This is a genomic window from Dyella tabacisoli (assembly GCF_003350925.1).
Lineage (GTDB): Bacteria > Pseudomonadota > Gammaproteobacteria > Xanthomonadales > Rhodanobacteraceae > Dyella_C > Dyella_C tabacisoli.
Genome location: NZ_KZ857176.1, coordinates 310,229 through 322,215, shown reverse-complemented (window position 1 = coordinate 322,215; position 11,987 = coordinate 310,229). Strand labels below are relative to the sequence as shown.

Annotated in this window: 8 protein-coding genes and 1 pseudogene; 6 read left to right on the top strand and 3 right to left on the bottom strand. The window is 62.0% G+C overall.

What is annotated here, in order from left to right; translation table 11 throughout:
- The first annotated feature begins 1 nt into the window (after position 1).
- The 5 genes from DVJ77_RS11230 to DVJ77_RS11210 all read left to right on the top strand — a co-directional run bounded on the left by DVJ77_RS11230 (position 2) and on the right by DVJ77_RS11210 (position 7,043).
- Complete coding sequence (locus tag DVJ77_RS11230) at positions 2-907, top strand: dihydrodipicolinate synthase family protein (RefSeq protein ID WP_114845591.1); 906 nt, start codon at positions 2-4, stop codon at positions 905-907.
- Between the two features lies 1 nt (position 908).
- Complete coding sequence (locus tag DVJ77_RS11225; protein WP_114845590.1) at positions 909-2,501, top strand: aldehyde dehydrogenase family protein; 1,593 nt, start codon at positions 909-911, stop codon at positions 2,499-2,501.
- Positions 2,498-3,700: a M24 family metallopeptidase gene (locus DVJ77_RS11220; protein ID WP_114845589.1), complete on the top strand. Its 1,203-nt coding sequence runs from the start codon at positions 2,498-2,500 to the stop codon at positions 3,698-3,700. Before DVJ77_RS11225 ends, DVJ77_RS11220 begins: the two co-directional genes overlap by 4 nt.
- Positions 3,701-3,723: 23 nt before the next feature.
- Positions 3,724-5,496, top strand: coding sequence for a DUF885 domain-containing protein (locus DVJ77_RS11215; RefSeq protein ID WP_114845588.1), 1,773 nt, complete (start codon positions 3,724-3,726; stop codon positions 5,494-5,496).
- Positions 5,497-5,630: 134 nt separating this feature from the next.
- A complete protein-coding gene (locus DVJ77_RS11210) occupies positions 5,631-7,043 on the top strand; it encodes an amino acid permease (RefSeq protein WP_114845587.1) in 1,413 nt (470 codons plus the stop codon).
- A gap of 266 nt (positions 7,044-7,309) precedes the next feature.
- On the opposite strand, the gene DVJ77_RS11205 is transcribed toward DVJ77_RS11210, so the two are convergent.
- Entirely contained in the window at positions 7,310-9,370 is a 2,061-nt protein-coding gene (locus DVJ77_RS11205) for a hypothetical protein (RefSeq protein ID WP_162791460.1), read from the bottom strand.
- Between the two features lie 229 nt (positions 9,371-9,599).
- Positions 9,600-9,749: pseudogene (locus tag DVJ77_RS11200) on the bottom strand (IS30 family transposase); the annotation flags it as partial.
- Between the two features lie 552 nt (positions 9,750-10,301).
- Here DVJ77_RS11200 and DVJ77_RS11195 point away from each other — a divergent pair.
- Positions 10,302-11,402, top strand: coding sequence for a Glu/Leu/Phe/Val dehydrogenase dimerization domain-containing protein (locus tag DVJ77_RS11195; RefSeq protein WP_114845585.1), 1,101 nt, complete (start codon positions 10,302-10,304; stop codon positions 11,400-11,402).
- A 210-nt stretch (positions 11,403-11,612) separates the two neighbouring features.
- Here the strand turns inward: DVJ77_RS11195 and DVJ77_RS21605 are convergent, their stop codons facing one another.
- Positions 11,613-11,741, bottom strand: coding sequence for a hypothetical protein (locus tag DVJ77_RS21605; RefSeq protein WP_263853824.1), 129 nt, complete (start codon positions 11,739-11,741; stop codon positions 11,613-11,615).
- Positions 11,742-11,987: the final 246 nt, after the last annotated feature.

Genomic DNA, 11,987 nt, shown 5'->3' with positions numbered 1-11,987 from the left:
TATGAGCAACGCATCTTTCTGGAACGGCGTTATCCCCGCCATCACCACGCCGTTCACCGCCGATGGCCAGGTCGATCACGTGTTTCTCGCCGAACACGCACGCAGCATGATCGACGCCGGCTGTACCGGCATCGTGCCGCTGGGCTCGCTGGGTGAAGCGGCCACGCTGAGCTTTGAAGAAAAGTTGGCGATCATGCGCACCCTGGTCAAAGCGCTCGATGGCCGTGCGCCGGTCATCCCCGGCATCGCCTCCCTGTCCACCGATGAAGCGGTGCGCTTGGCCAAAGAAGCCAAGGCCATCGGCTGCGGCGGCTTGATGGTGCTGCCGCCGTATGTCTACTCCACCGATTGGCGCGAGATGGGCGCGCATCTCCGTGCGGTCATCGCCGCCACCGATCTGCCATGCATGGCGTACAACAACCCGGTCGCCTACAAAACCGATTTCACGCCCGAGCAGATTGCCGCACTCGCCGCCGAATTCCCCAACCTGCAAGCCGTGAAGGAATCTTCCGGCGACGTACGCCGCTTTGCCGCCTTGAAGACGTTGCTCGGCGATCGGCTGGTGCTGCTGGTGGGTATGGACGATGCCATCGTGGAAGGCGTGAGCATGGGTGCCACCGGCTGGATCGCCGGCCAGGTCAATGCTTATCCGCGGGAGTCGGTGAAACTATTTGAGCTGGCTCGCGACGGCGGCGCCAAAGCGGCTGCGGAACTCTATGCCTGGTTCCTGCCTCTGCTGCGCCTGGACACCGTACCGAAATTTGTACAGTTGATTAAACTGACCCAGCAGAAGGTCAATATGGGCAGTGAGCGCGTGCGCGCACCTCGCCTGGAGATGGATGGCGCCGAACGCGAAGCGGCGCTGCGCGTGATCGACCACGCCATCAACACCCGTCCGGTGCTCTGAGATGTCGATACAGCCTCTGCTTATCGGCGGCGACTGGCGTGCGGCCAACGAGCCGCGCGGCAGCTTTCGCGCTGAAGACCCCACGTGCGGCGAAGCCATCGGCGCGGAGTTTCCCATCTGCGGTGCCGCCGATGTGCAAGCTGCGCTGGCGGCGGCTGTCGCCGTCGCCGAAGAATTGGCCGCCGCCCCTGCAGAGCGCATCGCGGCCTTTCTCGATGCTTATGCCGATGCCATCGATGCCGATGCCGACACCTTGGTTACGCTGGCCCATGCGGAAACAGCATTGCCGAAAGAGCCGCGCCTGGCCAAGGTGGAATTACCGCGCACCAGCGGCCAACTGCGCCAGGCCGCGCAAGCGGTGCGCAACTATGCATGGACCCAGCCGGTTATCGACACGAGCGCCGGCTTGCGCGCGCATTACGCACCGCTGGGCAAACCGGTATTGATCTTTGGGCCGAACAATTTTCCGTTCGCCTTCAACGCCATCGCCGGCAGCGATTTCGCCTCGGCCATCGCGGCACGCAATCCGGTCATCGCCAAAGCGCACCCCTCACACCCGGCGACCAGCGAACGACTGGCTCAACTGGCCCATACCGCTTTGCGCCAAGCCGGATTGCCTGCCGCATCGGTGCAGATGCTTTATCAATTCGATCGCACGCTGGGTGTCGCGCTCGCCGGCGACGCTCGGCTTGGCGCGATTGGTTTTACCGGCAGCCGGGCCGCTGGCCTGGCCTTGAAGGCTGCTGCCGATGTCGCCTGCATACCGGCATACGTCGAGCTGTCCAGCGTCAACCCGGTGTTTCTGCTGCCGGGCGTATTGGCCGAACGCGGTGCAGCGCTGGCGCAAGAGTTTTTCGCCTCGTGCACGATGGGCAGCGGCCAGTTCTGCACTAGCCCCGGCATCGTCGTGGTGCCGGCGGGTGCGGCAGGCGATGCTTTTGTGGATGCAGCTACCGCGCACTTTGCGGCGGCGGCTCCGAACGTATTGTTCTCACGCGCGGTGCTTGAGCATCTGGAACGTGGCGTAGCCACGCTGCGCGCAGCCGGTGCGGCTTGCCTGACCGGCGGTGCGAGCGCCGGCCCAGGTTATCGCTACCAGCCAACCTTGCTAAGTGTCGATGGTGAGCAGTTTCTGCGTGAGCCACTCGCCTTGCAGACTGAAGCCTTCGGCCCGGTCAGCCTGGTTTTGCGTGCCGCCGATACAACTCAAATGGCGGCACTGGCGCGCGTCTTTGAAGGCAATCTCACCGGCACGTTGTACAGCGCGCAAGACGGCAGCGATAACGCGGCATGGCAGCAAGTTGCGCTGGCCTTGCGTCCACGCGTCGGCCGCCTGATCCAGAACAAGATGCCGACCGGCGTGGCGGTAAGCCCGGCGATGAATCACGGTGGCCCTTTCCCCAGCACCGGCCATCCCGGCTTTACCGCCGTGGGCATGCCGGCGGCGATTCGTCGCTTCGCCGCGCTGCATTGCTACGACAACGTAACGCAATCGCAATTGCCACCCGAACTACGCGATCACAACCCAGGCACGGTCGCGCGCTTGATCGACGGCGAGTGGCGCACCGGCAACATCGGAGACAGCAAGTCATGAGCAAACAGATCGGCGGCCTCGATTTCGACCAGGCCCACGCCGCATTGACCCCATGGCTGAATCGGGCGCCGCCCATCAATGCCAACGAATACCAGCGCCGGCTGGAACACGCACGCCGGCTGATGCGTGAGCAACGCGTCGATGCGCTGCTGATTACCGCGGGTACTTCATTGCGTTATTTCACCGGCATCGGCTGGGGCGCCAGCGAACGCCTGGTCGGCATGTTGCTGACCGCGCAAGGCGACCCGATCGTGATCTGTCCGGCCTTTGAAGCGGGTTCGCTGACGCACGCTTTGCTTATTCCCGCCAATGTGCGTTTGTGGGATGAACACGAAAGCCCGTACTCGCTGGTAAGCAGCAGCATGAATGAACGGCATGCCGGCAGCCTTGCGCTCGACCCGGCGGCATCGTTCGCCGTGTTCTCGCGCTTGCGCAATGCACTCGGCGCGAAAACCATCGTCGATGCCAGCGCTATCGTCGATGGCTGCCGCATACGAAAGTCATCGGCCGAACTGGCATTGATGAAACAAGCCACCGCGATGACCTTGCAAGTACATCGCCTGGCCGCCGGCCTGATCCACGAAGGCATCAGCAGTTTCGAGCTGACACGCTTTATCGATACCGCCCATCGGGCACTGGGTGCCGACAACGGCTCGACCTTCTGCATCGTGCAATTCGGTCAGGCCACCGCTTATCCGCATGGCATACCGGGTGAACAACGGCTCGCCGAAAACGAATTGATCTTGATCGATACCGGCTGCACCGTGCAGGGCTATCACTCCGACATCACCCGCAGCTATATCTACGGCCAGCCCAGCGCAGAACAGGCCGCCATCTGGACGCTGGAGCAAGCCGCGCAACAAGCCGCCTTCGATGCGATACGCCCTGGTGTCTCCTGCGAAACGGTGGACGCCGCCGCACGCGCGGTGGTGGAGCGCGCCGGGCTTGGCCCGGATTACCGCCTGCCCGGTATTCCACATCGCACCGGCCACGGCTGCGGCATGAATATCCACGAAACGCCATACCTGGTGCGCGGCGATGCCACCGTGCTGCAGCCGGGCATGTGCTGCAGCAACGAGCCGATGATCGTCGTGCCCGAACAATTCGGTGTGCGCCTGGAAGATCACTTCTATGTCACCGATGAAGGCGCTGCCTGGTTCACCCCGCCGTCGCCCGCTATCGATCAGCCGTTTCTGTAATCGCCCATCGCCGGAGTAGCGTCATGAATGCATGGATCACCCGCCTGACCTGTGCCGCCGGCATCGCCGTCTGTGCCATCCAGGCACATGCCAGCGACGATGCCGGCAAGCGCTTTCATGCGATCTATACGCAGGAATGGGCCTGGCGGCAAACCCAGTTCAGCGGCGAAGACGACGAGAATCAACAAGGCGAGCAGGCCGATCATCTGCCTCAGGTAGACGCCGCTACCCAGGCGATGCGCGAACGGCATTGGGCCGATGTGCTGCAGCAGCTCGATGCGATTTCAGCAAAGGATCTGCACGGCGACGATCCGATCAACTACGCGGTATATCGCAACCAGATCGAAACCCTGCTTGCCGCCCAGCGCAACCGCATGTGGCAAATGCCGTTCAACAGCGATACCGCGTTCTGGACCAACCTGGGCTTCACCGCACGCAAACCGATGCGCGATGCCGCCAGCTATCGCCGCTACATTCAACAACTGCACGACATTCCGCGTTATTTCGACGAACAGATCGTCAATATGCGCGCCGGACTGGCGCGCGGTTTCAGCCTGCCTCGCGTAACGCTGACCGGGCGCGACCAATCCATTGCCGATGTGATCGACGCCAAGGGCGACGGCAATCTGTTCTATACGCCGTTCAAGAAAATGCCGGACATCATCCCGGCAGCCGAGCAAACCAAACTGCGTATTGAGGCGCGCGATGCGATTCAAAACGCGGTGATTCCGGCCTACGTCAAATTGCTCGGCTTTATCCGCAACGAATACATGAAGCAGGCGCGTACCACGCTCGCCGCGGAAGCGATGCCGGATGGCAAGGCGTTCTATCAGTCGCAGATCCGCGAATACACCACGCTGGACATGACCCCGGAGGCGATCCACAGCCTGGGCCTGCAAGAGGTCGCGCAAATTCACTCCAGCATGGAGCAGACCATTCGCGACACTGGCTTTAAAGGCAGTTTCGCTGAGTTTCTGCACTACCTGCGTACCGACCCTAAGTTTTATCCCAAAAGCGCCGACGAGTTGCTCAAGAATGCGTCTTGGCTGGCTAAACGCGTGGACGGAAAAATAGGTCAGTACATCGGCCGACTGCCGCGCCAGCGTTTCGCGATCGAGCCCGTGCCACCGGACCTCGCACCGTTTTACACCGGTGGCCGTGGCGGCCCCGGCCTTTACATGCTCAACACCTACGACCTGCCATCGCGACCGCTGTATTCACTCGCCGCACTGACCTTGCATGAGTCGTCGCCGGGCCATGCCCTGCAAATGCCGTTGGCCGCCGAGCACCAGGGCCTGCCGGATTTTCGCCGCTACACCTATATCTCCGCTTTTGGCGAAGGTTGGGCGCTGTACTCGGAAAAGCTGGGCGTGGAAATGGAGATGTATGACACGCCCTACGACCGCTTCGGTTATCTCAGCTATCAAATGTGGCGGGCCTGTCGCCTGGTGGTCGATACCGGCATCCATCATCTCGGCTGGAGCCGCGAGCAGGCGCAGACCTATATGCGCGAAAACACCGCATTGAGCGAACACGAGATCGAAACCGAGGTGGATCGCTATATCGCCTGGCCTGGGCAAGCGTTGTCGTACTACCTCGGCGAACTCGCCATCGTCGATGCGCGTGCGAAAGCGGAAAAAGCTTTAGGCGAAAAATTCGACCTGCGCGCGTTCCACGACACCGTGTTGTCGCTCGGCTCGGTACCGCTGCCGGTGCTGCAGCAACGCGTCGATCGGTTTATCGCCGAGGATGGTGTATCGCCTTATGCCGATGACGGCAAAGGTGAGAGGGAATGAACCTTGGTCGTGGGGTTTACCCCCTCCCAGCCTCCCCCTACGGCCGTAGGGAGCCCCCTTTTCGAGACCAGTAGGGGGAGGAGCAAAACCCCGCCTCTCTCAGCCATCACCGCACCAGCCACACGGAAAAGCCCATGAGTATTATCAACGACATGACCCGCCGTAAATCGGTGGCAAGCCTGCAAAACGAGGCGGCCAAGGGCGGTAGTGGATTGCGTCGTGTGCTTGGGCTATGGCAACTCACTGCGATCGGTCTGGGCGGCATCATCGGCGTGGGCATCTTTGTACTGACCGGCACCGTGGCCGCGACGCAAGCAGGCCCAGCGGTGTTGCTGTCGTTTCTGATCGCCGGCATCGCCAGTGCGGCGGCAGGACTATGTTATGCGGAGTTCGCCGGCTTGATCCCCGTGTCGGGCAGCGCCTACACCTATGGCTATGCGGTTCTCGGTGAATTCGCCGGCTGGATCATCGGCTGGGATCTATTGCTGGAATACGCGCTTATCGCCGCCGTAGTAGCCGTGGGCTGGTCAGGGTATGCCCAAGCCTTGCTGGAAGCCGCCGGCATTCCGCTGCCGCTATGGGCGCAAGGCGCCTGGGGCAGTGCGCCAGGCCGCGTGGTCAATCTTCCGGCGATATTGATTTCGATAGCCATCACTGCCCTGCTCGCCATACGGATGGAATGGGGCGCGCGCTTCAATACCCTGATTGTTGCGATCAAGGTCGCCGGCGCGGCGTTGATCGTGATCGCCGGCGCCGCTTATGTGAAACCCGAACGCTGGCACCCGTTCATGCCGTTCGGCATGCATGGCGTAGTCACCGGCGCAGCCGTGGTGTTCTTCGCGGTGTTCGGCTACGACATGCTGACCACGGCAGCCGAAGAATCCAAGAACCCGCAGCGCGATCTACCGCGTGCGGTGCTGTTGTCCCTGGGCATTGCGATGTTGTTGTACTTCGCCATTTGCCTGGTGCTGACCGGCATCGTGCCCTACACCACGCTCAATAACGACGCCCCCGTCGCAGGCGCATTCACTCGCATTGGCTTGCCCTGGGCGATGGTGGTGATTTCGCTGGCTTCGGTTTGCGGCATCACCAGCGTGATCTTCGCCAACTTGATGGCGGGCGCACGCATCGGTTTCAGTTTAGGCCGCGATGGTCTGCTGCCAGCCTGGTTTGCCGACGTGCATCCAGTCTGGCGCACACCGCATCGCGCGACTGTTTTGCTGGGCAGCGTGACCGCCGTGGCGGCGGGACTGTTTCCGTTGAACGAACTGGCCAAGCTGGTGAATATTGGGGTGCTTGGGGCTTTCATCGTCATCTGCACTGCGGTGGCGGTGTTGCGTATACGCCAGCCTGAATTGCATCGTCCTTTTCGCACGCCTTGGGTACCGCTGATTCCGCTGATTGGGGTTGGCTTTTCTTGTTGGTTGATTTGGGGGCTGCCGTTTATCACTTATGTGCGTTTCACGTTGTGGTTGGTGTTGGGCTGTGTGGTTTATTTTGGTTATGGGCGGAGGCGTAGTCGGTTGGCTGTGGGCGCAGCGCACTGAGCTTGTCGGCGATTGTGCGGTGAGCTGGTTCGCCTGCGGCGGGCTTTTGGCCACCTGCCGATGGCCGAATCGCTTTGCCAAGAGAAAGTGACCAACGAAAAAGGCCACCCCGATCCGTCGCCCACGCCGAGTCCCCTGCGGGCCTTACCGCCCCTTGGCGAGCGGGCGGAAGCAGCGGAGCGCTTTGCCGGCATCCTGCACCAGCGATGGGCTACCTGCCCCCCATCGCGGCCCGGATGGCGGTGTGAACGGCAACGCGCGCGGCGTCACTTCACCGCGACCGTCGCCATCCCCGTCACCAGCGCCATCGGCCGCTGCTCTGTATCGGCAAAGCCCCCCACATCAAGGTCGCGCAAAGTGATCTCAAAGTTGCGCCCGGCGATGCCGGCCTTGATCGTGGGAAGGCTGTAGAGCGTGAACGATCTGCCGCGCAGATAGTCGGACGCTACCTTGCCGGTGGCTACACCGAACGCAAGCGTCACGTCGGGGTACACCTCGCCGGCAACGCTCCAATCGAACACGATGGCGTCGATCGATTCCACCACGACCTCGATCGTTTTATCGTCCTTGACGATAAGGCGGCCGCTGCAATTGACGTAGCCGTCGCTCCAGACCCGCGGGTTGAAGTCGTCGCGGATTTCGAAGACGCCGTCGCCGCGCAGATCGATGCGCAACCGGCACTGGTTACCGGATGACGGAAAGATGCTGAAGTGCGGGTTGCCGAGGCGAATCCGATAGTAGACCCGCAAGTCGAAGCTGCGACCGGGATCCGTGTACGTCCACGAATCGTAGACCTCGATGCCTGCAAGCGTTTCGCCCAGCACCGTATCCAGCGTGGACGTGCCGATCCCTGTCAACACCCTGCCGAACGGCCAAGCGGTGGGGCGAGGCGCAATGGTCGTATGGGGCGCCTTGGCGAAGGCTGCTGTCACGCAGGGAGGCTGCACGGTCACCACCGGCGCGCTGAACTGATTGCCCGGCAGTCCAACCAGAGGTATACGCAAGGGGGCAAAAATCTGCAGATTGAAATGCGCGATCAGCCAGGGCATGAGCAACTCGTTGAGGCGTGCCTCGGCCTCGGGATGCCGTTCCACCCGCAGCCAGCCTTTCAGCAACTCCAACGTCATCATGTAGACCGGCGACGACCCATAGGTCTGGAAACGAACTCTCGCCAGCATCTCCAGGGAAGCCGTGGCTGTCCACGCTCCATCCGCCCCCTCGACCGTAAGCTCGATGCCTTCGAACGCCACGACGAAAGCCGCCAGGGACGAAGGATCCGCCGGGTCCATGGGGATCTCGGAAAACGGGACGCCGACCATGGGAGCGCAGGCGAAATCGAAGGCGATCCTGCTGATGTCGGATGACTGAAACGTCAACGCGCCCTTGAAAAGATCGGGATAACAACTCTGATGGATGGCGCGCAGGATGTCGCCAGTGGCAACGGCGTCGGTGCCGGCGATCAGATCGCAGCCGAGTTTCCTTGATTGCCACAACTCGTTCGCCGCCGCGCGCGACCAGGGGTGGACGATCAAGGCATTGCCCTGGTCGGCATAAGGCGGATCGCCGCGCATGTTGAGCTTGAGTTCGAGATCGGTCTTCGAACGGATCGCGTTCCAATCGCCCGGAACGGTGTCGTCAAGCCAGAGGCAGTGGTCGTTCGTATCGATTTCCGACACGTGCTTGAGCACGGCCTGCGGGCCCGGGCCGCGCGCGATGCACATATTCGGCCTCGCCCGATTTATCAGCGCATACCCTTCCGCGCCGCACACCGGGCGACGGTCCCACGTTTGCAGATCGCTGCCGTCCAGCGCCGAGACCACCACGTCCGCGCTGCGGGGCGATCCCGAGGCCGTGATCGCCAGCGGCTTGCCGTTGCGTGAGGCCGCCTTGGAGACCAGCACCCTGTAGTCTGGCCTGCGCGGCATGATCCTGATCGCCAGACCGTCGATATAGCGCCCCTGTCCGCGCAGGCCGCAATACTCGCCGTTGGCCAGCCACTCGGTGTCGCCGCCACCGCTGATGTTCGCCATATAGAGCACGTCGTAGTCGGCCAAGCATTCGCCGCTCAGTTCGACGCGGAAACCTTCGAGCGCCCGGCCCTGTCCGCGGGTACCGACGAACAGGCCGCCTGCCACCCAGCCGGTATCGCCTTGCCCGCGGAGATCAGCCCGATAGCGCAGCCCCAGGCCGCGCGTCCATGGCTCCAGCGTGATGGCGAAACCTTCCAGGCGCTGGCCGGTGCCGCGCGTTCCAACGTATTCGCCGGGTCCCGCATGCACGTCCCCCTCATTCTGGATGTGAGCAAGCACATCGAAGCGCACCGTCATCCTTGCCTTCCCCCTGATAGCCGTCACTAGTGCAACCGCCTCACACGGTTGCTCGAACTTTCCCATTATGGGTCGCCACACCACAGTCGGTTGACCCAGTGTCTCAATCGGGCAAGCAGGCGTGAACGCACCCGTTCGCTGCGTCACTCCGCCATGCGTGCCGTCTGCACATTAACCACCCGCCACACACCGCCTTTGATACATGAAGTGTCCGCATTGGGTGGCGACTTCAGTCGGTCGTTGCAACACCTTGCTGGAATCGTTCGGCCGATGTTTCAAAGTTGAGCGTTTGCCTTGGTCGTTCATTCAACTCTTGAGCTGCGGCATCGAGTTTAGCTTGGGAGTAGACCGAGAGGTCCGTGCCCTTGGGGAAATATTGAGGCCAATGCCAGATGGACGTCATCGCTACCCTTCCCCTTGGGTGAAGTCGCAAGCGTCGCAGCCGGGTCCCGCCAGAGCCATCCGAAAGCTTCGGGGTAGGTAGTTAGCACGCTCTCCCGTTTCCGGCAGCCATAAAGTGACTCGGACCCCGGCAGGGGTTCGAAAACCGCCGCAGGCGACAACCTAGCGACACCCCACCGCCTATGCCTAATTCCGCACAGACAACAAACAATAAGCACAAGACGCAACTTGCCCACTTCTTGCAGCATGCATAAAGGCCCGTGTACGTCCCAAGCCGCCGCACCCCTCCCTGCGCGCCGACCACCGCGTACACGGGCCTGCTTTTTCTCATCCCCCTGATCCGGTTAGAGAGCGGGCTGAAGCCCTTAAATGCTGCGCCGCAATGTAGCCATCGAGCGCCAAGTACTAAACTACGCCGTCCAACCGCCGCTTCTGCCCCACAAGAAGCGGCGGTTTTTCCGTTTTTTCAGTGCCTTGGCCGGATCGTCACTCGACGTACCCGGCGCCCCCTCACGGAGTCAAGCGTTCCATGATCTTTGAAACCATCGCCCAGACCGGCCACGAAGAAGTGGTCTTTTGCCACAACAAAGATGCCGGCCTGAAAGCCATCATCGCTGTCCATAACACTGTGCTTGGTCCGGCCCTCGGCGGCCTGCGCATGTGGCCGTACAAGAGCGAGCAGGATGCCGTGAACGACGTGCTGCGTCTGTCGCGCGGCATGACCTACAAGAACGCGGTGGCCGGCCTGAACCTGGGCGGCGGCAAGGCGGTCATCATCGGCGATCCGAGCAAGGACAAGTCCGAGGCGCTGTTCCGCGCTTTCGGCCGTTTCGTCAACTCGTTGAACGGTCGTTACATCACCGCCGAAGACGTCGGTATCGACGTCAACGATATGGAATACGTGTTCCGCGAAACCGAATACGTCACCGGCGTGCATCAGGTGCATGGCGGTTCGGGCGATCCGTCGCCGTTCACCGCGTTCGGTACCCTGCAGGGCCTGATGGCTGCACTGCAGTTCAAGCATGGCAATGAAGACGTCGGCAAATACAGCTACGCCGTGCAAGGCGCGGGCCATGTCGGCAGCGAGTTCATCAAGCTGCTGCGCGAACAGGGCGCCAAAGTGTTCGTCACCGACATCAACAAAGACGCCGTGCAGCGTTGCGTCGATGAGCTGGGTTGCGAAGCGGTCGGCCTGGACGAAATCTACGACGTCGACGCCGATGTGTATTCGCCGTGCGCGCTGGGCGGCACGCTCAACGAGCAGACCATTGACCGCATCAAGGCCAAGATCATCTGCGGCGCGGCCAACAACCAGCTCGCCACCGACGCGATCGGCGACGAACTGACCCGTCGCGGCGTGCTTTACGCGCCCGACTACGCTGTCAACGCCGGCGGCGTGATGAACGTGTCGCTGGAAATCGACGGCTACAACCGCGAACGCGCGATGCGCATGATGCGCACCATCTACTACAACCTGGGCCGCATCTTCGAAATCTCCAAGACCGAAGGCGTGCCGACCTACAAGGCCGCCGACCGTCTGGCCGAAGAGCGCATCAGCGCCATCGGCAAGATCAAGCTGCCGCACATGGGCAATGGTCCACGTTTTGCCGGTCGCATGCGCGGGCAGTAAATCCCGCTGGCGCAGGTGTTTCATCAAGCAAAGGCCCCCTGGTGGGGCCTTTGCTATTTGTCGACAAAAAGCCCTTGACAGGACCCGCATCCAGGTGCGTTATCATGCGCGCGCCATGTCCAAGCGCCACCACCTCAGCCGCCGTCGCCGTATCCTCTGGATAGGTACCGTGCTGTTTTGCCTGTTGTTTCAACAGATGGCCATGGCGAGTTACATCTGTTCGCTACCGACGGTACCGGCAAATACAGCCTTGACCGGTGACTGTGCCGTCATGGCTGCGGCCTCCAAAGCGCCGTCCGCATCCAAACAGGTCCATTCGAGTTCGGATCCTCGTTGCACGGAGCACTGCAGCAGCAACACGACATCGACACAAGATGCGCGTGTGCCGGTGGTCCCACCGCTCCTGTTGCCTCCCTCGCCGCCCGCTCTATTGGGAACGATCGTGCATGCACCTGAGCATGTCGCGTTGCCAGACCTTGCGTTGCGCCGACCTGATCTACCGCCCACGTTGCGGTTCTGCACCCTATTGATTTAGCCCTCGATCGCTAGCCACTCGGTGGTCGTGCCTGCGTGCATGGCCCATAT

What these genes read in the sequence shown, in the direction of transcription:
- DVJ77_RS11215 (WP_114845588.1), top strand. Translation starts at nt 3,724, where the DNA reads ATGAATGCATGGATCACCCGCCTGACCTGTGCCGCCGGCATCGCCGTC.
- DVJ77_RS11225 (WP_114845590.1), top strand. Translation starts at nt 909, where the DNA reads ATGTCGATACAGCCTCTGCTTATCGGCGGCGACTGGCGTGCGGCCAAC.
- DVJ77_RS11220 (WP_114845589.1), top strand. Translation starts at nt 2,498, where the DNA reads ATGAGCAAACAGATCGGCGGCCTCGATTTCGACCAGGCCCACGCCGCA.
- DVJ77_RS11205 (WP_162791460.1), bottom strand. Translation starts at nt 9,370, where the DNA reads ATGACGGTGCGCTTCGATGTGCTTGCTCACATCCAGAATGAGGGGGAC.
- DVJ77_RS11230 (WP_114845591.1), top strand. Translation starts at nt 2, where the DNA reads ATGAGCAACGCATCTTTCTGGAACGGCGTTATCCCCGCCATCACCACG.
- DVJ77_RS11210 (WP_114845587.1), top strand. Translation starts at nt 5,631, where the DNA reads ATGAGTATTATCAACGACATGACCCGCCGTAAATCGGTGGCAAGCCTG.
- DVJ77_RS11195 (WP_114845585.1), top strand. Translation starts at nt 10,302, where the DNA reads ATGATCTTTGAAACCATCGCCCAGACCGGCCACGAAGAAGTGGTCTTT.